Source organism: Butyrivibrio sp. NC3005 (assembly GCF_000424545.1).
Taxonomy (GTDB): Bacteria; Bacillota; Clostridia; order Lachnospirales; family Lachnospiraceae; genus Butyrivibrio.
Genome location: NZ_KE384206.1, coordinates 210391 through 234440, shown reverse-complemented (window position 1 = coordinate 234440; position 24050 = coordinate 210391). Strand labels below are relative to the sequence as shown.

The window sequence follows — 24050 nt, the reverse complement described above, 5'->3', positions numbered from 1 at the left end:
AAATCAGTAATGGGATAATCAAAGCTTACAAGTATCTTTCTTGCCTAAAATCTTCGATGTCAGACTTTGATTTTAAAAAATTTACAAATCTTCATTAATTCTTTATTTTTTCCAGTTATGATTTATGACAGTAAAGGCAATACAGATTTTAGTAAACAAGTCATAATCAAGGAGAACAACATGGAAGAATTAATGCTTCAAACAAGAAATCTATGCAAAACATATAAAAAGCAGAAAGCGGTTAATGGTGTATCGCTAAATATAGTTAAGGGATCAGTTTATGGTTTGCTCGGACCAAATGGAGCAGGTAAATCGACGACTTTAAAGATGATAACAGGTATTATCAAGCCTTCATCGGGTGAAATACTATTTGATAATAGTAAATGGTCTAGGAATTGTCTATCAGATATAGGAGCTTTAATCGAGAATCCGCCGATTTATCCTAACCTTTCTGCAAGAGAGAACCTGAAAGTAAGAGCACTTTTGTTAGGAACAGGTGAAGATAGAATTGATGAGGTTTTAAAAATTGTATCTTTATCTGATGCTGGCAAAAAGAAAGCCTCACAGTTTTCGCTTGGAATGAAACAGAGGCTTGGAATTGCTATGGCGCTTCTTGGAAATCCAAAGCTTTTAATTCTGGATGAGCCAACAAACGGTCTTGATCCTATTGGAATTGAAGAATTAAGGAATATGATTCGACAGTTTGCAGATAGTGGAATAACTGTTATTGTGTCTAGTCACATATTGTCAGAAATCGAGCATGTGGCTGATTACATTGGGATTATTTCAAATGGAGTCTTAGGATATGAAGGCAGATTAGAGCGCGGCACAGATTTGGAAGATTTATTCATGAAGGTGGTAAGAGCAAATGGTTGAAATGATCAAGATTATAAAAGCAGAGCATATTAAGACACGTAAATCCGCAAGCAGGCACATTTTGTGGTTATTTCCTATAGTAACATTTATTCTTGCTACGATACTTACACTTGGCACGACTGATACATATGCGCAATGTGTATGGAACTGGTGGTATACCATGATACTTCCTGGAGTCATGGCTATTATTTGTTATCTTTCTATTATAAGAGAAAAGAAAATTGGTTTTTACAATCTTCTTACTTTTACAACAGAAAGTTCTAAGCTTTTTCTTGGGAAAATAATTTATATAGCCCTGATGATTTTGGCTTCCAACTTAATTATATTTGCAGGTGCTGCAATTGGGGGATTTATATTTACAAGCACTGTGCCGGTTCTAGGCGGATTTATAGCAAGCATTCTATTAACTGTAACCTTGTTGTGGCAGATCCCGATACTTTTACTTATAAGTGAGAAATTTGGACTTATTGTTGAAGTTATTTTTAGTATGTTTTTGGCTTTTTCTGGCACGATTATTTCACAGACTGGCAAATGGCTTCTTGTCCCTTTTGCTATTCCTATGAGAATAATGTGTCCGCTTATTCATGTTCTTCCTAACGGATTAAGAGCTGAAATTGGGAATGAAATGATGAGGACTGCAGATGTATTTTTGGGTGTGATAGTATCTCTTGTTTGTTTTTTAATAATCGGCATTTTGGTATTATTTTTTAGCAAAGATTGGAGCGCAAGTAAGTAATGATGATAAAATATATTCAGGCTGAGTTTCTTAAGATGCGTAAATTTCCTGTTGTTTTAGCGCATTTATTAATTCCTGTTATTGTTAGCGTAGTTTTCCTTGCATATTATTCAGGCACTTCTTATAGTGAAGAATCCAAAGTGGAAGCTTTTTTTGAAACTCTTGGATTTGGACTTCCGATTTTGATTGGTATTTTTGCAGCATGCATAGCTGAACTTGAAGAAAATGCTGGAGAACTTCAAAATCTCCTTACACATAAAAATAAAACAAAGGTATTTTCAGCAAAGCTGATAGCGCTTTTAATATTGGAATTTTGCATGGTGATGACAGCAACTCTTATCTTTGGAACTTTTTTCTGCAGAGATGAACATGTTATGATTAGTTTTAGTGAATGTGCGATATGCGGAATAATGATGTGGGCTTTTAGTATTTCTGTTTACATTTGGCAGCTTATTTTTGCATTTTCTTTTGGAAAAGAATTTTCAATTGGAGCTGGAATTGTTTCAGGACTTATCTGCGTTCTTTTCTTAACAGGTATGGGTGAAATAGTATGGAAATATACTCCATCTTCATGGACAGGAAGGATACCTTATACATATTTGCAGTCTTTTTATAATCATGCAGAAAATGCGTCTTTACACAGTGTTGCATTATATTGTATTATCTTCACGGTAGTTAGCTTTATTGTATTTTGGACGTGGTCGTCTAATTTTTCAGGCCGGAGAGGATAATATGACAAAGATTTTAGCAGTAGATGATGATGTAGCAATTTTGAATATGATTGAAAATATATTGAAAAAAGATGGGCATGTGATTACAAAGATAAGCAATCCGTTAGAAATAGATATTGATAAGGCTTCTTCGTACGATTTGATTCTTCTAGATGTAATGATGCCAGGGATTGACGGGTTTTCATTGTGCTCGAAATTAAGGACTGTAGCTGATTGTCCTATCATTTTTCTAACTGCTAAAACAGAGGAAAATTCATTGGTAGAGGGGCTTTCCAAGGGGGCAGATGATTATATTTGCAAGCCTTTTGGTGTTATGGAACTTAGAGCTAGAATATCTGCTCATCTTAGAAGAGAAAATAGAGAACATTCTGTAAGAATGGTTTTTGGACGCATCTGCTTTAATCTTTCACAAAAGCAGATGCTAGTTGATGATAAAGAGATTTCGCTTACAAGAGTTGAATATGATATTTGCGAGTTTCTAGCTAGAAATAAAGGACAGGTTTTTTCCAAGGAGCAGATATTAGAAAGTGTATTAGGATTTGATAGTGATAGTAATGAAAGTACGATTATTACGCACATAAAAAATATCAGAACCAAGTTTTCACCTTATGAAATAATGCCGGTAAAGACTGTATGGGGAATTGGCTATAAATGGGATGAATAATACAATAAAACGCAAATGAAGAATATAATAAAAAATCAAAAGGATAAACAGGTAAAAAAGAAAACTAAAGAGCATACTAATAAGCCTTTAAAGCGCAGCATTTCACTGGGAAGTGTTTTTTTAAGATATGTATTTGGAATGCTTTGTTTATTGCTTATTCTGGGGGTATCAGCAGTTATTATATTTGATATTTTAATTAATTCTGGAGCTGTTTATCCGGCAAATTATGCTGAAAAATGTATAAATGATTCTATAGAATCGATAATTAATTCTGATGAAGTCACAAGTGACATGATGCCTTTTTTGAGCAGGTACGCTATTTTTGCCAAGGACGGTGAAGTTAAAGAAACGAACATGACAGAAAAAGAGTTGTTAAGTGCTAGAGATATCATGAATTCGCAAAAGATTTCTGTTAATTATTTTTATAAAGTAATTTACGCCAAAAATGAAAATGTTTTTCTGCGTTATGAACTTACACCTCAATATAGATCGAAGTTTTTAAGGCAGCATTTTATAGAGCCGCAGAAATTTACGATTGTACTGGTAATCATCGGTCAATTTGCGATTATTATGTTTACATCTCTACGCTTTGTTAAAAAGATGAAGGAAAAGCTTAAGCCAGTACTTAATGCTACTGATGAGATTAAGCATAGGAATCTGGATATTGAAATATCCAGAAGCGGTGTGAAGGAAATTGATGACTGTTTAGTTTCAATTGACGATATGCGAATAGCTCTTAAGGATTCACTTGAAAATCAATGGAATGCTGAGCAGGAAAAAAACAGGCAGATTTCAGCGCTTGCCCATGATATCAAAACTCCACTTACAATTGTACGTGGTAACGCAGAACTTCTTATGGAAACCGATATTACTGATGAACAGAAAAGCTATCTTGATTACATTTCAAACAGTACATTGCAGATTCAAAACTATATACAGACTCTTATTGAAGTAAGTAAATCGTCTGATTATCTTCATCAAAAAAGAGAAAAAGTTGAATTAAAAAAAGTTATTCAGGAGATTAAAAATCAGACTACAGGGCTTTGCAGAGTATGCGCAATCGAAGCTAAATGGAAAGAAGATGTTACAAGCGATTATGTTTATATCATGGAGGATTCATATATAAGAGCAGTTATGAATCTGGTAAAGAATGCTACTGAACATACAGACAGGAAGGGAATAATCTATATTTCTATTTTGGAAAAAGATGGGAAACTTTTCTTTGTAGTTGAAGATACAGGAAGCGGTTTTTCAAAAGAAGCGCTTATTCATGGAACAGAGCAGTTTTTCATGGATGATAAGAGCAGAACTTCTTCCGGTCATTATGGAATAGGTTTATATTTTGCCAATCAAATAGCAGGAATGCATGAAGGAAGTTTACTTTTATCTAATTCTGATAAGACAAAGGGAGCTAGATGTGAACTTGTTGTAACTGTTTAAGAAGTCATAGGTTATTGTTACTTATATTTGATAAATGAGTTTTACTGGCTTGTAATATTTCATGAGCAGAACTGTATATAAACGTTGGTCTGGGGTTTAAAGGCATAAATAATGCCTTTAAATCTGCCTACGGCAGACGACATAATTTAAAAGTGTTTAAATTATGCCGCATTTACTTATGCGCTGTATTTTAGCGCATTATGTACCACTACGTTTATAATCAAGCGAAAGCGTGTCTGCGACGAAATATACAAACAGTAAAACGTACTATATAAAAACAATAAAGTATAGATTTTTGTCACTGCGTTCCAAAGTACATAAGGTTATATAAATGATTAAGTCAATTTTATTTATTGATAAAAGTTGTCAATAAGTAGAATTGACTTATTTTTTGCACAGTTATATATTATCTATGAACAGAACGAAAAATGTTCACGGCTGAAAATTTACGTAGATTATCTGCTAAAGCGATGGAAAGGATTTTATGGGAAAAGCGTTTACAGAGGAAGAAAAAATAGAAATAAAAGAAAGAATTGATAAAGCGGCATTGGAGGCTTTTCGCAGAAATGGTGTTAAAGAAGTCGCCATAAGAGATATTGCAAATGCAGCAGGTATATCGGTTGGTGCTTTTTATCATTTCTATGACAATAAAGAAGCTGTCCTAAAGGAACTTATAGGTAGAAGAGCCAGAGAGAAGAATGAGATTTTAATGAATAAGCTTGCAGCCATGGATCCAGATTCTATAAAAGATGTCAAGGAATTTGTAGTGGAGTGTGTTATTGAACAGATGAATATTCTAAAGCCTAATAAAGCTTTCAATAATACAATAAGTGATTCTTTGAAACTCATGATTCAATTTGAAGAGTCAAAAAATGAGGCACTTATAAGAACATATATGCAGCTTATATCTTTCTTTGAAGACTATTTTCAAAAAGCGGGAAGACCCATCAAATTCAATCGTTCAAAACTTGGTGCAGCTGTCAATGGGGGAATGATTCTTTTTATGAATATGGATATCATCGGGGATGGATTCGACGAGGTATTCAGACTGTATGTTACAAAGTGTGTGGAAGAATATGTTATTACGAAAAGCTAAGTTGTATAGACTGTAAACTAAAATTTTTTTCATACAAAATAAGAGGAGTTTTCTATGAAATATATAAAAGAATTTGTTGAAATAAAAAAAGAAGACATAGCTATAGCTGGAGGAAAAGGAGCTAATCTTGGCGAAATGGCTTCAAATTCATTTCCGGTACCAAATGGAGTGGTGCTGACAAGCAAAGCTTTCGAAGAGTATTTGGAGTTTAACCATATAGATCCGTATAGTAAGAAGTATCTTGAAGACAGCATGCTTCTTAGAAAAGATATAGTAAGCGGAAGTTTCCCTGAAGATGTTGAGAAAGAAATCGTTTCATTTGTTAATGAAAAAATGGAAGGCCCATGTGCTGTAAGATCTTCAGCTACTGCAGAAGATTTATCAGATGCAAGTTTTGCAGGGCAGCAGGAGACTTATTTAAATGTTGTTGGTGAGAAAGAAGTGCTTTCTAAGATTAAAGAGTGCTATGCTTCACTATATGGCAAGAGAGCAATCAGCTACCGTAAGAATAAAGGCTATGACAAAGATAAGGTTTTTCTTGCAGTTGTAATTCAGGAAATGGTAAACAGTGATAAGTCAGGAGTTCTTTTCACACAAAATCCAAATGGTACAGGAAGTGAAGTTATAATAAATGCTTCCTATGGTCTTGGTGAAGCAGTTGTATCAGGAAGTGTTACTCCTGATGAATATGTCTGTGATGAATCAGGGCATATCATAAGAGAAACAATTGCTTCAAAAGAAATCGAAATAAAGTATAACCAAAAAGGAACAGGAACACTTACTCTTAATGTCGATGAAAAAAGAAAGAGCGCAAAAGCTCTAACAAATTCTGAGATAGAGAGACTGACCATCTTGTCTAAAAAAATAGAAAAGCATTATAACCATCCATGTGATATCGAGTGGGCGATTAAGGGTGGAAATATCTATATCCTGCAATGTCGTGCTATTACCACAATCAATTTGTCAAATAAGCTAACTCCTTGGCAGGAAAAGCTTTATAACGAAGAAAGTCAAAAAGGCATTCAAAATAAAAAGCTGTCAAAGCTGACAAAAGATAGCCTTATATTTATGCTGGAAAAAACTCCAACAGTTTATTATCCGCTTGATTCTGATCTTAGTAATAGAATCAATGAGCAGAAGACAAGGATTTTTGCTGAGAATGGAATCGGTTTAAATGCTGATTTTTGTGTTAACGACCTTGGAATCTTTCATCTTCCTGATGGAAAAAAGACTCTGAGTCTTAAAGCTTTTAGATTAATCAAACTAATTAAAAGCTATAAGGATACTGCAGAAATAAAGAGACTTGGACAAAGTTATGAACGTAAGACTTCAAGACAGGTTAAAGAACTTATGTCTGAAGATATAAGCAGTATGAATTTTGAAAAGCTTATAGGTGCACTTAATAGATGCGCTGACCAGGTGGCTGACTGTGCTTATGGAAGATTTTCCTATTCTCTTTTCCCTGGTGTAATCATAGCTAAGTCAATAGAAAAAAGTCTAAAGAAAGTAGATAGTAAGCTGTCTACTTATGACATTTTGATGGGGCTTTCCTATGAGACTTACATGCTCAATCTCGACATGGAGGAGCTTGCACTTAAAGTCATAACAACAAAAGGTGCTGCAAATTTATTAAATGAGAATCCATCCTACGATAGGTTTATAGGAGAATATCCGCAGTTAAAAGAAAGTTTTGATCTGTTTTTGTCAAAGCATGGAATGAAGTCTAGTAATAACTGCTATGCACTTGAATCAGCGTCTCTTATTGAAGAACCTGATAGAGTAATCTATCTGCTGACTCCAGTAGTAAATGCGATTATTCTGGGCAAGCGCACTACATCTCTAGAAGATGGACTTGCAAAATATGAGGAACTTAAAAAACGTCTTGCAAATTCTATGAGCAAGAAAAAGTGGGAAAAGCTTTATAAACAGATAGAGTTTTACAGATTTGCACATGTATACAGAGAAAGCTCTCAGTATATGTGGGAAACGCTGTTTTATCGTTGCAGGCAGATATATAACAGACTGACTAAAATGATTGAGAAGGATGGATTAATCCTGAAAAATGGTTCAACAGAGAAGTTTTTTGGAAATAATAAGTCTATTAGTACTAACAGTGAAAGTGTAAATGTTAATGATCTTCACTACCTGTTTCTTAGCGAATTATCCAGGATAAAACAGGATTCTATGGGATACATCATTATTCCGGAAGAGTTAATTGAGAAAATAAAGCAGAGAAAACAGATACGACCTGTTGCAGAAAAAATCTATGAAGATGAGAAAAAATATCTTCTTATGCTGGGAAAAGAAAATGATGATGAAAACAGTTTGTCTGGAATTAGTGGAAGTAGCGGATTTGCTACAGGAAAGGCTTGCGTTATTCTGTCTCCTGATGAATTCTACAAGATGAAGAAAGGATGCATTCTTGTCTGTCACTATACTGATCCTGAATGGACACCTCTATTTACGCTTGCAAGTGCAGTTGTCTCTGATACAGGCGGAGCACTTAGCCATGCAGCTATAGTTGCAAGAGAATATGGAATTCCTGCTGTTCTTGGAACAGGGTGCGCTACAACTTTCTGCAATGATGGAGACGAAATGGCGATTGATGGAAATCTGGGAGTGGTCAAAAAAGTGTCATGATTTTCGTAAAAAAATCTTTCATATGCTTCTTGAAATTAGAAAGTGAGTGTATATGGGTAAATTAGAAGATAATTATATAAAAATGACGCAGACTCCTGTGAAAAAGCTTATCCTGAAAATGGCGTTGCCTACCATAATAGGTATGCTCATAACTTCTTTGTACAGCCTGACTGATACCTTTTTTGTCAGCAAACTTAATAACAGCAATATGACTTCAGCAATTGGAGTCATATTCTCGTTTATTTCAGTTGTTCAGGCATTAGGATTTTTGTTTGGCTATGGCTCTGGAAATTCTATTTCTAACCTTCTGGGTAAAAAGGAAGAATTAGAGGCAAAGAAATTTGCAACTGTTGGTTTTTATCTTTCTGCACTTTGCGGATTAATAGTGGCTTTAGCCGGATTTTTATTTCTTCCATTCCTTATTAAAATTCTAGGAGGAGCGATTTCTAAGGATTTGCAGAGTGCATGTACAACATACGTTTTTCCAATTCTATTTAGTGTTCCGTTTACAACTTCTGCTGTTACTCTTAATAACCAGTTAAGACTTCAGGGAAAGGCCAAAGAGGGCGCTCTTGGACTAATCATAGGCATGGGGTTAAATATGGTTTTGGATCCTATTCTAATCTTTGGTCTTGGAATGGGAATAAAAGGAGCTGGAATTGCAACTTCTATAGGTCAGATTGTTGGATTTGTCGTATTGTTTAAAACTTCTATGAAGACTGGCAATATCGGGCCTATGATTAAGCCTGATTTTAAACTAATTATGGATTGTTTTTCTGTAAAGAAAACAGTAAGAGTAGTGTACGGAGGATGCCCTAATTTCATCAGACAAGGGGTAACATCTATTTCATGTGCGCTTTTGAATCAGGCAGCAGGTGTATATGGAAAAGAAGCACTTGCGGCATTTACTGTTAATAGCAGATACATATTTATTATATATGCTATAGCAGTAGGCCTTGGCCAGGGATTTCAACCGGTTTGTGCGTTCAATTATGGTGCCAAAAAGTACAACAGGGTTAAAGAAGGATTTGACTTTTGCGTAAAAGTAACAACAATTTACCTTTTGGTATTTGCAATAATATCATTTTGGTGTGCACCATTTATTATGTCAGCTTTTTCAAAAGAAGAAAGTGTTGTAGTTTATGGAATTGAAATCCTTCGTATGCAGACAGTTTCCCTGCCGTTTCTAGGTTTTTATATTTTGGTGGGAATGATGCTGCAAAACACAGGAAATTTTGGTAAAGCAACCTTTGAAACAATTCTAAGACAAGGCATTTTCTTCATTCCTCTTGTTTTGGTACTTCCAAGACTTTTTGGCTTCGTGGGAGTAGCCATGGTTGCTCCTACAAGTGATATTTTGAGTTTTATTGCTGCATTGTTTATTTTGGGAGCTTTTAAGGCTAATAAGGTAATTGAGAAGGCTTGATTTTTTGTATGTTTCTAGAGCCTTACCCTATTATAGAACATCACTAAATATATGATACGAGATTGAAAATAATTATCAATATTATTTATTGACAATTTGACAATTTGATGGTAATTTGTTATATGGTTAGCAAGAACTAACAAATTAACTTGAAGAGGTGTAGCATGAGTGATGAGCAGATGATTATGGCGCTGAGAAAAAGCGGTTTTAGAGTTACAAAACAAAGAGCTTTAGTAGCAGAGGTTATTGCCAAAAACGATGGCGCATCATGTAAAGATATCATCTGCCTTGTGCGATCTAGAGATAAGAGTATAGGCACAGCAACTGTCTATCGTATGATAAAAGCGCTTGAAGACATCGGCGCAGTCGAAAGAGTTGATATGATTAAGATGGTTACTGATAATAGGTGAAGCGTAAAAAGTACCTGCTTTAGTGAAAACTAGGGCAGGTTTTTTTGTTAATAAAACTCCTTTAGTGGTATTATAGTAGCAAGCTCTGGAATAAAGGTAGAGTATATTGATAAGAAGATGGGACTTTATTATGAAGGATTTTAAACATATATCAGAGTATGAGAAGATTTTTGATGAAGTTAAAAATGCTCAAGAATATTTAGAAAACGCTATTGAGAATTACAAGAGTTTGCAGTCAAAAGTTCAGATATTAGAAAAATATTATTCCAGCAGGCAGTGGAAAGAGGATTTTGCTATGGATGAAAAAGGAGAAATTCCTTTACATGTGAAGAGGGGAGTTCTTTCTGAAGATGGTATCTATAACATGCTAGAGCGAAACAGGGAAATAATGGAGATGATAAATAGGGATGGTGGAGAAATGTGAAACAATTCTTTCATATGTATCACAATTTGATAAAACTGTAGAAAAATAAGTTACTGTTTGTGCTATAATAAAACATGTGTTATGGAGAATGCCAATCATTAAATAGGAAATAATGATTGGCATTAACTTTACAAAGCGAGGTTAATATGAAAAAAGAAAATAACAGATTCTCAAGAAAAGATCTTAGAAAAGTAACTGTAAAAAACAAGTATGGTATGTTTGCTGCCAGTTTATTAGGAACTGTGATAGCTGCGAGCATGGCAGGCTGTAGTACTCCATCTGTAAACTTTTCTGGAGACAACAACTCCGCAATTGAAGAGAGAGGGGCTGATAATAGCGCTTCTAATACTGCCAGTACTCTTGTAACAACAGACAATCAGAATACATCTGATAGTGCATCATCAAGTCTTGATGCATCTGATAGTGTATCGTCTGCAAATGAAGCCACCACAGCTGTTGTAAATAATGCTAAGCTTCCATCAGAGGAGAATGTTAGAAAATGTTTGGATCGTTTCATAGATTGGAATGGTCTTAGGATGATGGAATCAGTTAAGAGCTACTCTTCGTTAGATGATGATATAGCTGTTGCAGTATCTATTTTCTATGCTGGTCATGATTACAGCAAATTCGAGTATTCAGAGGATAATGGCTGTGCAATAATTCCGAGAGGCAATGTTGAAGAGGCTATGATGGAATTATTTGGCAAAAAGTTTGACTATAGCAATTATACAGGTCAGCAGGCAAAGAAAATTGATGATGAAAATTTTGGCCTTACACTTGGTGACTGGGGAACGGTTTATCCAAAGTATGATGTCAATATAGTTGATAGCGGTAATGGCGAATTTGTTATCGAGGCTGATTATTATCCTTGGAATGACGAAGAAAACAATAAATGGGATAAATATGAGCTTAAGGCAAAATATTACTGCGTAGTAGATGAGAATAATCCTAATGGCTTCTACATCAAAGATATGAGCGGTGAAGCTATAGAGAATAAGTAACAGGGAATATTTATGCAGAATATTGAGATATTTACCGACGGAGCAGCAAGAGGAAATCCAAACGGTCCGGGCGGTTTTGGAAGTATATTACGCTTCGTTGATAAAGATGGTAAAGTTTATCAAAAAGAACTTTCAGAAGGTTTTGATAAGACTACTAACAATAGAATGGAACTGCTTGCAGTTATCAAAGCTCTTGAAGCTTTAAATCATCCGTGTCACATTGATTTATATTCTGATTCCAAATATGTTATTGATGCATTTAATCAGAACTGGATAGAGAACTGGCAGAAAAAAGGGTGGGTTAATTCTGCCAAAAAGCCTGTAGCTAATAAAGCACTTTGGGAACGCTTGTTAAAGGCTAAGAATGGTCACATAATCGTGTGGCACTGGGTTAAAGGTCACGCAGGACATCCAGAGAATGAACGATGTGATGAACTGGCAACAACTTCAGCAGATGGAGATAATCTTTTGCATGATGATGGAGGAGACTTAATCGGTATTTGTTGAGTTGGTATAATACGCTTTTTGTCATGAAAGCGTGTCTGTGACGTAATATACAAACAGAAAACAGAATTTATTGAAAACATAATCTTAGGGGGTATTGCAATGAACAAAAAATATATACTTAATGATGAAGAAAACAGGGAGTTTCTTAGAAACTGTACTGATAATCTTTTGAACTTTGGGCACAATTTCCCATCTCCTAAAGGTAGTTCTTATTATTTAGGAGATGATGGAACACCTTGGAAAGACAGACCTAGAGAGACCTGGATAACAAGCAGAATGGCGCATGTTTATAGTATTGGTACTATGCTTGGTCACAAAGGTGCCAAAGAGCTTGCTGGGCAGGCTATCAATGGTCTTTTGACAGAACTTTATGATGATAAAAACGGTGGATGGTATGCAGGAATTAATGCAGATGGAACTATTCTTCCTACAAAGCAGTGCTATGCACATGCTTTCGTGATACTCGCAGCTACGTCTGGAGTTCTTGCGGGTATAGAAGGTGCTGACAGGCTTTTGGATATAGCACTTGAAACTTATGACAAATTTTTCTGGGATGAAAAAATCGGACTATCTGTAGATACCTGGAATACTGAGTTTACCATTCTTGATGACTACAGAGGTCTTAATGCAAATATGCATTCAGTAGAAGCTTTTCTTGCTGTTTTTGATGCTTGTGGAGATGTGAAATACGCAGACAGGGCAAAGAGAATAATAGACAGGGTAATCTGCTGGGCAAAAGACAATAACTGGCGTATTCCTGAGCATTTTTCAAAAAACTGGGATGCAGAACTTGAGTGCAATAAGGAGAAAAAAGATGATCCATTCAAGCCCTATGGTGCAACTCCGGGGCATGGAATCGAATGGGCAAGGCTTATTACTCAGTGGGCCAAAGCTACAGAGACAGATGATAGGAAATATATAGATGCGGCTATAAATCTTTACAATACAGCAGTTTCTGATGCATGGAATGCAGATGGAGCGCCTGGAATATGTTATACAACAGGATGGGATGGACAGCCTATTGTACATGACAGAATGCATTGGACTCTTGCTGAGGCAATCAATTCTTCTTCTGTTTTGTTTAGGGTTACAGGAAATGAGCGATATAAAGAAGATTATTCAAATTTTATGGATTATCTCGATAATGTTGTAATAGATCACAAAAATGGTTCATGGTTTCATCAGTTAGATTCACATAACAATCTTCTTGAAACCGTATGGCCGGGCAAATCAGATATTTATCATGCTTTGCAGGCAACTCTTATTCCTTATAACAAAGAAGTGGGAGTATCTATTGCCAAAGCAGTTAAAGATGGATATATATAAAAATCGGAGAAAGCATTGGCTAAAAATTTAATGATTCAGGGTACGATGTCAAATGTTGGAAAGAGCATCGTAACTGCAGGTATTTTAAGAGTTTTACATCAGGATGGATATAGCGTTGCGCCATTTAAGTCTCAAAATATGGCTTTGAATTCTTTTGTGACTTTAGATGGCAAAGAGATGGGACGGGCACAAGTGGTTCAGGCTGCTGCCGCATGCAAACTTCCAAGCGCAGATATGAATCCTATTTTGCTAAAGCCTATGGGGAATTCTATTTCGCAGGTAATAGTAAATGGAGAGTCTATCGGCAACATGAAGGCAGCAGAATACTTTTCCATGAAAAAAAGTCTCATTCCGGAGATAAAAAGTGCGTATGATAATCTATCCCAAAATGCGGATATCATAGTTATTGAAGGAGCGGGAAGTCCTGTTGAAATTAATTTAAGGGAAAATGACATAGTAAATATGGGGCTTGCAGAGATTCTGGATGCCCCTGTACTTTTGGTGGGCAATATTGACCTTGGAGGAGTATTTGCACAGCTTCTAGGCACTATGAATCTTCTTTTACCGGCAGAAAGAGATAGGGTGAAAGGATTTATCATTAATAAATTCAGAGGAGATGTTTCTTTACTAACACCAGGACTTACTATGTTCAAACAGTATTGTGATGTTCCGTTTACAGGAGTTCTGCCTTATGTAAATCACAAGCTTGATGATGAGGACAGCTTATCTGATAAATTGTATACAAGAAAAAAAGATACTGTTTTATCAGAAAATGTTGTGAAAATAGCAGTTGTTAAACTTCCATATCTTAGCAATTATTCAGATTTTGAAGTTTTTGAAGGCTTGGATAGTGTAGACTTTTTCTATACAGATAACGCAGAAGATTTGGAGGATGCAGACCTTATTATTCTTCCAGGCACCAAGAATACTACAAAAGATATGTTGTGGTTAAAGAAAAATGGTTTTGATGAAGCTATAAAAAAGTGTATAGCAAAGAGAGCTCTTCTTATAGGAATCTGTGGCGGCTTTCAGATGCTCGGAAACGAAATAGTAGATGAACTTGGAGCGGAGACAAAAGGAAATGTAGAAGGTTTATCGCTCCTTCCTATGACTACTTATTTTGCCAAAGAGAAGGTTCTAAAGCAGGTAATTACCGTAACAGATAATATGAGCGGCGTATGGAATAAACTCTCAGGGATTAGAGTAGAAGGTTATGAAATCCATATGGGAAGGTCTTTTGAAAATGGACAAAAAGTAGATAAAGTTACTTTTTCAAAAGGAAATGTTATGGGTTCATATCTTCATGGAATTTTTGACAGCGAGGAGTTTACAGATAGTTTATTAGAAATTTTGTTTGAAAGAAAAGGACTTACTAAGCCAGAATTCAAGCTAAAGTCTGCAAAGACAAGGCAGGAAGATGAGCTTAATTATATAGCTGATGTGTTTAGGGAAAATCTGGATTTTGACTTTATCAAAAAGACGATTTTTCATAATTAAAAAACGTTTTTTATAAAAAGAATATTTATAAGTGACATTATAAAAATTATTGATAACCAAATATCACAATCTTTAGGAACTAGGCTTATTGACCTAGTTCTTTTATTTTGGTATTATCCTATTGAAGCGGTAGGAAATGAAAAAAGTTGTATAAATATACATAACTATGCAATGTTTTTTCGTTTTAAAATCGTTTTAGGCACTTTTAAACCTATTAAACTAGAAGGTATAAAGGAATTGTCAAAAGAAAAATAAAAGTGCGCAAAAGTGAAGGTTCCCCAAAATTCCAAAAAGATAGCACCTTAAATAAGGAAGCCCATAAAAAGAAAGGTCTTAAAAAGAAAGTATCTAGATAGTAATCAAAATGGAGGAGACTATGATGAAAAAGTTGTTTATTTTATTGCTTGTTTTAATTCAATCTGTGGGGCTTATGGCGTGCTCTGCAGAAAAATCAAGTGCTAACGAAAATGCAAAGACTATTAAGATTGCTTACCTTCCAATTACTCATTCACTGGCTCTTTTGGAAGAAGCTGAGGAGCTTGAAAAAAACAATAAAGATATAAAAGTCGAGCTTATAAAATATGGTTCCTGGCCAGAACTTCTGGATGCATTAAATTCAGGCAAAGTGGATGGAGCATCTGTTCTAATCGAGCTTGCTATGAAGTCTAGAGCTGAAGGGATTGGAATAAAGGCAGTTGCACTTGGTCACAAGGATGGAAATGTTCTTATCGTATCTAAAGATGTGAAAGATGCTGCTGACCTTAGAAATAGGACAATTGCAATTCCTCACAGACAGTCTTCACATAATATTCTTGTTAATGATGCACTTTCTAAGAATAATTTAAAAATTGATGATGTGAAAATCGTAGAGCTTGCGCCAACTGAAATGCCATCAGCACTTGCGGCAGGAACAATTGACGGATACTGTGTTGCAGAACCTTTTGGCGCCATGGGAGTATCTATTGGGGCAGGAAAAGTTCTGTATACATCAGAAGAACTTTGGGAAGATTCTGTTTGCTGCGTACTTGTTCTTACAGATGATTTTTTGTCAAAAAGAGCTGTTGAAGCAGGGAAATTTGTAGATGCTTATAAACAAGCAGGTAATAATCTGACAAGTGATGCGGCAAAGGCAGTTGCTAAAAAGTATCTTAATCAAAAGGATGATGTTCTGGATATTTCCTTGAAGTGGATATCATACAAAGATTTGGAAATTACAAAAAAGATGTACGAGGATTTGCAGAAAAGAGTTGTTAGTTACGGATTGCTTGATAATCCACCTTCATATGAGGAATTTGTAGATGATAGTTTTTATAAAGAAAACGAGTAAAGATAAAGTCAAGGTAAAAAGCTATAGATTTTTGTCACTGCGTTCCAAAAACTACGCAAACTGGCCATTTGAAAAGGCTTCGCCTTGGACCAGTTTGCCGCTTGACTTTTGTTCTCACGAAACTCGCAGTAAATGCGAGTTTCTGAATATAAGTGACAAGAAGTCATGAATTCTTGCTGAGATTTAGGATAATCATCAGCAAGAATCCTGCTTCGCAGGACAAAATTTGTCTTAACGACAAATTTTGGTCTGGTACGGTTATTGATTTTCCGGATGAAAACAATAACCTATAGATTTACAAGGCGCTTCCCAAAGTAATGGGGTAGCGGAGGAGTCTGCTAAACCGAAAGGATTTATTTATGAAAAAAGTTATTTCTCTTAAATATGTAATAGTTTCGCTTCTTATACTTATAGGAATATGGCAGCTGTTGTTTAATATAAGTAGTTATAGTCCAGCGCTTTTTCCGTCTCCTTTAATGGCTTTAAATGCACTTATTGAGATGATTACGACAGGAGTTTTGATTAAGTCGATTGCAACGAGTCTTGGTAGATTTGCTATTGGGTATGGATTATCGGTTGCAAGTGCTGTTTTGATAGGACTTATTCTTGGGAGTCTTCCGAAGGTATTCAAGTATGTAAATCCAACATTACAGCTTTTAAGACCTATTTCTCCTACGGCATGGATGCCTTTTGTGGTTCTTTTATTTGGTATAGGCGATGTTCCTGCGATTGTGATTATTTTTATTGCGGCTTTTTTCCCGGTTCTTTTAGCTACTGTATCTGCTGTATCAAGGATTGATAAAGTCTATTACCGTGTTTCGGAAAACTTTGGAATAAAACAGCCTCAGCTTATGTGGAAAGTTATCTTCCCTGCGGCATTTCCTCAGATTGCTAGTGCTATTCATTTGGCTCTTGGAAGCGCATGGATATTTCTTGTAGCAGGCGAAATGGTAGGGGCTACGTCGGGGCTTGGATACAGCATTATTGATGCCAGAAATAACGTAAGAGCAGATATTTTGCTTGCGACTATCTTCGTAATAGGTATAATAGGGCTTATTTTAGACTTTGCATTAGGATTGATAGAAAAGAGAATTTTAAGAGCGTGGGGAGGTAGTGTCTAATGGCTTATATTCATATAGAAAATGCCGGAAAAACGTTTGTAGAAAACAAAAGAGAATTCACAGCTTTGGAAAATGTTAATCTCGATATTGAAAAAGGAGAATTTATATGTCTTCTTGGTCCGTCTGGCTGCGGAAAAAGTACTCTGTTAAATGCTATAGCAGGCTTTGATTTGGTGAATAAAGGAAGTATCGAGATAGAAGGTAAAAAGGTTAGTGCACCTAATACAAAGAATGTAACTATTTTCCAAAATTATGGTCTTCTTCCATGGCGAACTGTTCAGAAAAATGTTGAGCTGGGAATAGAAAACAGCAGATTATCAAGAAAAGAGCGAAAAGATAAAGCATATGAGTATTTAAAACTTGTAAAGTTGGAGAAGTTTGCTAAAAGTTTTCCAAGGCAGCTTTCTGGTGGAATGAAACAAAGGGTTGCTATTGCGAGAGCTTTGTGCGTGGATCCGGATATTATTTTCATGGATGAGCCGTTTGGAGCGTTGGATGCTATTACCAGGATGAAGCTTCAGGATGACATTCTTGATATATGCAGAAATCAGAAAAAGACAATTATTTTCGTAACTCATGATATTGAAGAAGCGGTGTATTTAGCAGATAGAATCGTTGTTATGACGCCTAACCCTGGTAAAATAAAGGGAGTAATAAAAGTGCCGCTTCATCATTATAGGGATAGGACAAGCGGAGATTTTTTGCAGGTTAGAGATAAGATTTTTGAGCTTTTCAATATGAAGGCAGATGATAATATAGAATATTCTATTTGAAGTCGAAAGTTACGGTAATCCGTAAAAACGGTGGCAGTTAAAAATTATAGGTTATTGATTTTCCTGATGAAAACAAGAACCTATAGATTATTGTTTTAAATACTTAGTAGATTAGTTTTACTGGCTTGTAATATTTCATGAGCAGAACTGTTTATAAACGTTGGTCTGGGGTTTAAAGGCATAAATAATGCCTTTAAATCTGCCTACGGCAGACGACATAATTTAAAAGTGTTTAAATTATGCCGCATTTACTTATGCGCTGTTTTTTAGCGCATTATGTACCACTACGTTTATAGTCAAGCGAAAGCGTGTCTGCGACGAAATATACAGACAGTAAAACGGACTATATAAAAACAATAATCTATGACTTCTTGATTTTGGTGACAGAATAATAATTATAGGTGGGAGAAAAGGATGAGCAATTTTTCTAGACAGGAACATATTCCAGAGGACAAACACAAGCACAACCATGAACATATTCATGACCATGAACATAATCATGACCATGAACATAATCATGATCACATTCATGAAGATACGCATAATCATGCACATGGTCATTCCAAAAGTGGGCACGAACATATTCATTCACACAGAAATCTGATAGGATTTGATGAACATGGAATTCCAACTGTTACGTTAAAGGCTAGTGCGCATGGCGGTGAGGAGAATCCTGAGGATTTCATCAAAGACTATATGAATGCAGTATCCGAGTATCGCAAGACATTTCCTTCAAAGGAAGATGTAATAGAGAAAACTCCGGATCCGGCTGTAAGGCAAATGCTTATTAGAATGCAGCAACTAGGGATTGATACCGCTTTTGATAGATTTGATGCACAAAAGCCTCAGTGTAATTTTGGACTTGCAGGAGTGTGTTGCAAGATTTGTAATATGGGACCTTGCAGGATTACGCCCAAGGCTCCTAAAGGCGTTTGCGGAGCAGATGCAGACTTAATCGTTGCAAGGAATCTTCTTCGCTCAGCGGCAGCAGGTGTGGCGCAGCATGGCATGCATGCAAGAGAGGTTATGCTAGCGCTTAAAAGGGCAGCAGAGGGAAAACTTGATATTCCGATACTGGGTGAACAGAAAATAAGAAGTACTGCAGAAGCATTTGGAATAAGACAGAAAAATAGGCAGCTCAAAAATGTGGCAAAAGATTTGGCAGATGTGCTTTTAGAAGATTTATCAAGAACTCTCCCGGATGAGTACAAGACAATAAGTGCCTGTGCTCTTCCTGAAAGAAAAAAAGTGTGGGAAGAACTTGATATTTTGCCTATTAGTGCTTATCATGAGGTGTTTGAAGCTTATCACAAGAGTGGATGTGCAACTGATGGGGATTGGAAAAGTGTAATGCAGCAGTTTCTTAGATGCGGACTTGCATTTACTTTTTCTGGAGTTGTAGGAGCATCTATTGCAACAGATTCTCTTTTTGGTGTTGGTGATAGAGTTACATCTAAGGTTAATATAGGCGCACTAAAAAAAGGTTATGTAAATATCGCAGTTCACGGTCATCTTCCTCTTTTGGTTAGTCAGATAGTAGAGGCAGGAAAAAGAGAAGATCTTATAGGGCTTGCAAAATCGAAAGGTGCTAAAGGAATAAGGTTCTATGGAATTTGCTGTTCAGGACTTTCTGCAATGTATAGAAATAATGGTGTAATTCCACTTTCAAATGCTGTTTCAGCAGAGCTTGTACTTGGTACAGGAGCGCTAGATTTGTGGGTTGCAGATGTGCAAGATGTATTTCCATCTATAATGGACGTTGCAAGGTGTTTCAAGACGACTGTTGTAACAACAAGTGAGTCTGCTCGTCTTCCTGGTGCAGAAAGATACGAATACGATCATCATCACAGCAATATCGGTGAAACCAAGGCTCTTGCCGAAAAAATCGTAAGACGCGCTATAGAAAGCTACGAGAATAGAAAAGGTATTCCTGTGTATATTCCTCCATTTGAAGTTGAGGCGGAAGTGGGATTTTCAGTTGAGTACATTTATAAGAGATTTGGTAGTATGAAGGTACTTGCTGATGCACTTAAGTCTGGAAAAATACTGGGAATAGTAAATATGGTTGGGTGTAATAACCCTAAGGTACTTTATGAAAAGTGCATTGTAGATGTAACTGATGAACTTCTTAAAAACAATGTTCTTATCATATCAAATGGATGTGCATCGTTTCCTTTGATGAAGCTTGGATATTGTGCAGTATCTGGGAATAAGAAAGCAGGTGAAAAGTTAAGAGAATTTCTTGGAGAAGATTTACCTCCAGTATGGCATGTTGGCGAATGTATTGATAATACGAGATCTAGCGGAATATTTGCGGGAATTGCAACAGCACTTGATAAGAATATGTATGAACTTCCATTTGCCTTCTCATCTCCTGAATGGGGAAATGAAAAGGGTATTGATGCGGCACTGGGATTTAGATTAAATGGTATTGACTCATATCACTGTGTTGAAGCTCAAATTTATGGCTCTAAAAATGTTATTGAGTTTCTTAAGCATGGAACAAAAGAGATTCTTGGTTCAACGATGAATGTTAATACCGATCCTGTTGCACTTGCAAAGCAGATGGTAAGTGATATGAAGGAAAAAAGAAAGAAACTTGGTTGGGACTAGTTTGATATTGTGGTTAGTTGATAAGTTATACTTGAAAAAACAAACAAATGTGCTATTATTATCTAGAAGTGCCAATTCAAGGATTGGCACTTTTATTGAGCTCAAATGAGGACGGGTAAGGTTCAATAAAAAAATTAAAAAGGGGTAATTGTGATATGCGTTCTGTTTTTTATTTTCCTAAAGAATATGTGTTGAGCAGTCTTTGGCCTATGTATATTCTTTCTTTTTTTGTGCTTCCATTGTTGATAGTAGTTTCTGTAAAAAAGTTTTTCTTTAGAGAGAACAAAGAAAATAGAGAGGTTTTTTCGCTAGAAACTTCTTTGGATTTACGAGGAATTGCTGCCTGTGTGGTAATGATTCATCATTTTGCTCTTAGAACAAAAACACCAGATAAGATGTTTTATTACTGGTTTGTAGGATATATCGCCGTAGGTGTATTTTTCTTCTTATCAGGATATGCATCATTTTTTCAGTTAGAAAGAAAAGAAGAAAAGTTTTGGGATAACTATTTTCCAAAAAGATTTTTTCGTCTATTACTTCCTTTTGTAATTACGAATTCTGTGTATGCTATTTTTTACTGTCATTCAATTTCAGAATATTTTGAGGCAATGTTTACACTTAGACAGATTAAAGGAAATCCTTCAGAGTGGAGTGTTGTATGGTTTTTGGCAGTAATTCTTCTTTTTACAGTTTTGTTTTGGATTAGTTTTAGATTTGTCGGTGCTAATAAGAAAATAGGTGTTGGAATCTTTTTTGTCGGAACAGTTATTTTTATTCTGGTTAACAGATATTTGTTACATAGTATAAGTTATTGGTTTAATAGCTCCTTGGCATATGTGACAGGTATTGCATATTGTATGTACAAGGATAAGATTAGTGATTTTGTGAATAGATTTAAAAAAGTTCTAATTCCTATTTTAACGATATTGGTTTTAGGAATTTTCTTTGCGACTACAAAAGGATATCAGTTTTGGTGGATTCAGGTAACATGTTGTGAATTATGCTTATGCTTGTTTGTTACACTTGAGTATAGTGTACAGATTAGATCTGAAATTTTTAAAAAAATCGGAACGGCATCCTGGGAGATTTTTTTGATTCATCCACTTGTATATGTTGTTTATTTTTCGGTATTTAAAGATCATTTTGGATTATCAGGAGTAATTTGCATTGCAATTGGATTGACACTTGGATTGTTGATTAATGCGTTGGATGAAAAGATTTTTTCTTGTGTATTTGGAGGAAGAAAAAAGCTGATTATGTCAAAGAACTAAAAGTAAGATTATTTATATAAACATGACTTGAGCTGTTTAAAAGCCTATTTTGCATATGTGATATGTTTCCATAATTTTGGATACATATTACATATGCAAGTAGGCTTTTTTCTAATGTAAAAATCGAATAAACGAAAAATAAACAAACTATAAACGATATATGATATAATGATTATATGCTTCGCAGTTTGTGCATTTATAAAAACGATTAATACAACATTTAATCACTGACTGTTTGAAAGGAGATATCTTAATGGATGCAAAGAGACAGGAGTTAATGGATGAAATTTCAGAGTTTTTAAGAAGCCATACGGAAAATGATCTTGGAGATTTTGATGAAGACAGCCAGCTTCTTGCCGACCTTGGTTTTAATTCATTAGACTTTTTGACGATTATCAATGATGCAGAGGTTGAATTCGACATCGTAATAGAAGACGAAGACTTGGAGGATATTGTTACTGTAGGCGATGTGGTTGATCTTGTCATGAATAAAATGGAGAACTGATTATGACTGATATTAAAACCTATGCATCAGTACCAAGAAGAAAGCCTTCATTAGGTTTTGATAATTTCCGTACCATGCTTGAAAAGATGTGCTCTGACAGGCCTAAAGTACCACTTTACACTTTCCTTGATTATGCTAGTAATGAGCAAAGTACCATTATGCCAAAAGACTTTTTAAGTGCTGTTGAAGGTGTAGGTACATGGTTATATGAATACGGAAAAAAACGTAAGGTAATAGGAATACTCGGTTCTAATAGCTATGAATGGCTTTTGACTTTTTATGGTGCTCAGTATTGTAGTTGCATTGTTCTTCTTTTGGATAAAACGGCCAGTGAAGATATTCTTAAGGATCAGATTACCCGAAGTGGATGTCAGGATGTATTTTATTCCTCGGACTTAAGTAAGACAGTAGAACATTTGGCAGAAGAATTGAATCTAAAGTTGTATCCATTTGAAAAAATAAATGAATATTCTAAAGAAGGCAGAGAGATGATTAATCAGGGCAAGAAAGCTTGTCTTGATGATGAAATAAATAGCGAAGATGTGGCTGTGATTATGTATACATCTGGAACAACAGGAATAAGTAAAGGTGTAATGCTTAGTAGCAAAAATCTTTTAATGAATTGTGAGTGCGTAAAAGATCTGGTTGATACATGCAAAGATCAGGTGCATATATTACCACTTAATCATATATATGCAATATTGACGCAGCTGCTTGCACTTGTATCAGGAAAATCTTTGCATATTTGTCTTAATATGAGACGAATGACAACAGATTTTCAGGTTGCAAAGCCTGAGATTTTGTTCCTTGTTCCAATGATTATAAAAAACTTGTATGGTGCAGTCTGGCAGGTAATAAGAAAAGCCGGAGATGAAGAAAAAGTTAAGAAAATGATTTCTGATAATAAAGAAAAGGGGAATGTTTCTTATGAACAGAGAAGAGAAATGTTTGCCCCTTATCTTACAATATTTGGAGGTAGGCTGAAAAGCATCATATCAGGAGGTGCTCCAATAGATATGCAGGTTATAAAGGGATTTGAAGATTTTGGAATTCCAATCCAGGAAGGATATGGAATAACAGAATGTTCTCCTGTACTTGCAGTTAATCCTGATGAAAATATTAAACAGGGAACAGTTGGTTTGGCATTACCTGGACATGAGATTATGATAGAAAACCCTAATGAAAAAGGAATCGGTGAGATTTGTGCCAAAGGTCCTAGCGTTATGCTGGGATATTACAACATGGAAGAAGAGACAGCAAAAGCACTTAAAAATGGATGGTTCCATACAGGAGACTTAGGTTTTCTTGATGAAGATGATTATCTGACAATTACGGGACGAATCAAAAACCTGATTATTCTTTCAAACGGAGAAAATATATCAGCTGAGGAGCTTGAAGCAAAGCTGTATTATTGCAAAGCGATTGCTGAAGTTGTCGTTTACGAAAAAGAAGATAAGATTGCTGCGATGATATATCTTGATAAGGATTTTATTACAACAAATAAGATTGCTGATGGGCAAGAATATGTTAGAAACTTTGTGAACGAATATAACAAAACAGCTTCTACAACGAAAAAAATAAATGAATTATCGTTCAGAGATGAACCTTTTGAGAAAACTGCAACGCAGAAAATAAAAAGAATACTGAATTAGCCCTTATAAGGAGG

General features: G+C 35.4%; 21 protein-coding genes. All 21 read left to right on the top strand.

Annotated elements, in window-relative coordinates:
• Positions 1 to 180 precede the first annotated feature (180 nt).
• The 21 genes from G634_RS0115885 to G634_RS0115780 all read left to right on the top strand — a co-directional run bounded on the left by G634_RS0115885 (position 181) and on the right by G634_RS0115780 (position 24036).
• A complete protein-coding gene (locus G634_RS0115885) occupies positions 181 to 876 on the top strand; it encodes a lantibiotic protection ABC transporter ATP-binding protein (protein WP_026506091.1) in 696 nt (231 codons plus the stop codon).
• Positions 869 to 1612 carry a lantibiotic immunity ABC transporter MutE/EpiE family permease subunit gene (locus tag G634_RS0115880; RefSeq protein ID WP_242826831.1) on the top strand — a complete coding sequence of 248 codons (744 nt, stop codon included), beginning with the start codon at positions 869 to 871 and terminating at the stop codon, positions 1610 to 1612. The genes G634_RS0115885 and G634_RS0115880 overlap by 8 nt, the downstream gene beginning before the upstream one ends.
• Entirely contained in the window at positions 1612 to 2343 is a 732-nt protein-coding gene (locus G634_RS0115875; protein ID WP_026506089.1) for a lantibiotic immunity ABC transporter MutG family permease subunit, read from the top strand. Before G634_RS0115880 ends, G634_RS0115875 begins: the two co-directional genes overlap by 1 nt.
• Position 2344: 1 nt before the next feature.
• On the top strand, positions 2345 to 3007 hold the full coding sequence (locus tag G634_RS0115870) for a response regulator transcription factor (RefSeq protein WP_026506088.1): 663 nt from the start codon (positions 2345 to 2347) through the stop codon (positions 3005 to 3007).
• Between the two features lie 15 nt (positions 3008 to 3022).
• Positions 3023 to 4447 carry a sensor histidine kinase gene (locus G634_RS0115865; RefSeq protein ID WP_081676679.1) on the top strand — a complete coding sequence of 475 codons (1425 nt, stop codon included), beginning with the start codon at positions 3023 to 3025 and terminating at the stop codon, positions 4445 to 4447.
• Positions 4448 to 4931: 484 nt separating this feature from the next.
• Positions 4932 to 5543, top strand: coding sequence for a TetR/AcrR family transcriptional regulator (locus tag G634_RS0115860; protein WP_026506086.1), 612 nt, complete (start codon positions 4932 to 4934; stop codon positions 5541 to 5543).
• Positions 5544 to 5597: 54 nt separating this feature from the next.
• A complete protein-coding gene (locus G634_RS0115855) occupies positions 5598 to 8183 on the top strand; it encodes a PEP/pyruvate-binding domain-containing protein (protein ID WP_026506085.1) in 2586 nt (861 codons plus the stop codon).
• A 52-nt stretch (positions 8184 to 8235) separates the two neighbouring features.
• Positions 8236 to 9609 (top strand): MATE family efflux transporter, encoded by a 1374-nt coding sequence (locus G634_RS0115850; RefSeq protein ID WP_026506084.1) that lies wholly within the window; start codon positions 8236 to 8238, stop codon positions 9607 to 9609.
• Positions 9610 to 9773: 164 nt separating this feature from the next.
• Positions 9774 to 10019 (top strand): Fur family transcriptional regulator, encoded by a 246-nt coding sequence (locus tag G634_RS0115845; protein WP_026506083.1) that lies wholly within the window; start codon positions 9774 to 9776, stop codon positions 10017 to 10019.
• A 130-nt stretch (positions 10020 to 10149) separates the two neighbouring features.
• Positions 10150 to 10443 carry a DUF4298 domain-containing protein gene (locus tag G634_RS0115840; RefSeq protein WP_035800437.1) on the top strand — a complete coding sequence of 98 codons (294 nt, stop codon included), beginning with the start codon at positions 10150 to 10152 and terminating at the stop codon, positions 10441 to 10443.
• 146 nt (positions 10444 to 10589) lie between these two features.
• Positions 10590 to 11444 (top strand): hypothetical protein, encoded by an 855-nt coding sequence (locus tag G634_RS0115835; protein ID WP_026506081.1) that lies wholly within the window; start codon positions 10590 to 10592, stop codon positions 11442 to 11444.
• Between the two features lie 12 nt (positions 11445 to 11456).
• Positions 11457 to 11951: a ribonuclease HI gene (gene rnhA / locus G634_RS0115830; protein WP_026506080.1), complete on the top strand. Its 495-nt coding sequence runs from the start codon at positions 11457 to 11459 to the stop codon at positions 11949 to 11951.
• A 99-nt stretch (positions 11952 to 12050) separates the two neighbouring features.
• Entirely contained in the window at positions 12051 to 13277 is a 1227-nt protein-coding gene (locus G634_RS0115825) for an AGE family epimerase/isomerase (protein ID WP_026506079.1), read from the top strand.
• A gap of 15 nt (positions 13278 to 13292) precedes the next feature.
• Positions 13293 to 14774 (top strand): cobyric acid synthase, encoded by a 1482-nt coding sequence (locus G634_RS0115820; protein ID WP_026506078.1) that lies wholly within the window; start codon positions 13293 to 13295, stop codon positions 14772 to 14774.
• 376 nt (positions 14775 to 15150) lie between these two features.
• Positions 15151 to 16101, top strand: coding sequence for an ABC transporter substrate-binding protein (locus G634_RS0115815; protein ID WP_035800434.1), 951 nt, complete (start codon positions 15151 to 15153; stop codon positions 16099 to 16101).
• Between the two features lie 359 nt (positions 16102 to 16460).
• Positions 16461 to 17222 (top strand): ABC transporter permease, encoded by a 762-nt coding sequence (locus G634_RS0115805; protein ID WP_026506075.1) that lies wholly within the window; start codon positions 16461 to 16463, stop codon positions 17220 to 17222.
• Positions 17222 to 17995, top strand: coding sequence for an ABC transporter ATP-binding protein (locus G634_RS0115800; protein ID WP_026506074.1), 774 nt, complete (start codon positions 17222 to 17224; stop codon positions 17993 to 17995). The genes G634_RS0115805 and G634_RS0115800 overlap by 1 nt, the downstream gene beginning before the upstream one ends.
• Before the next feature lie 414 nt (positions 17996 to 18409).
• Positions 18410 to 20608: an anaerobic carbon-monoxide dehydrogenase catalytic subunit gene (gene cooS / locus G634_RS0115795; RefSeq protein WP_051234149.1), complete on the top strand. Its 2199-nt coding sequence runs from the start codon at positions 18410 to 18412 to the stop codon at positions 20606 to 20608.
• Positions 20609 to 20763: 155 nt separating this feature from the next.
• A complete protein-coding gene (locus G634_RS0115790) occupies positions 20764 to 21879 on the top strand; it encodes an acyltransferase family protein (RefSeq protein ID WP_026506072.1) in 1116 nt (371 codons plus the stop codon).
• A gap of 253 nt (positions 21880 to 22132) precedes the next feature.
• Positions 22133 to 22384 carry an acyl carrier protein gene (locus tag G634_RS0115785; RefSeq protein ID WP_026506071.1) on the top strand — a complete coding sequence of 84 codons (252 nt, stop codon included), beginning with the start codon at positions 22133 to 22135 and terminating at the stop codon, positions 22382 to 22384.
• Positions 22385 to 22386: 2 nt separating this feature from the next.
• A complete protein-coding gene (locus G634_RS0115780; protein WP_026506070.1) occupies positions 22387 to 24036 on the top strand; it encodes an AMP-binding protein in 1650 nt (549 codons plus the stop codon).
• Positions 24037 to 24050: the final 14 nt, after the last annotated feature.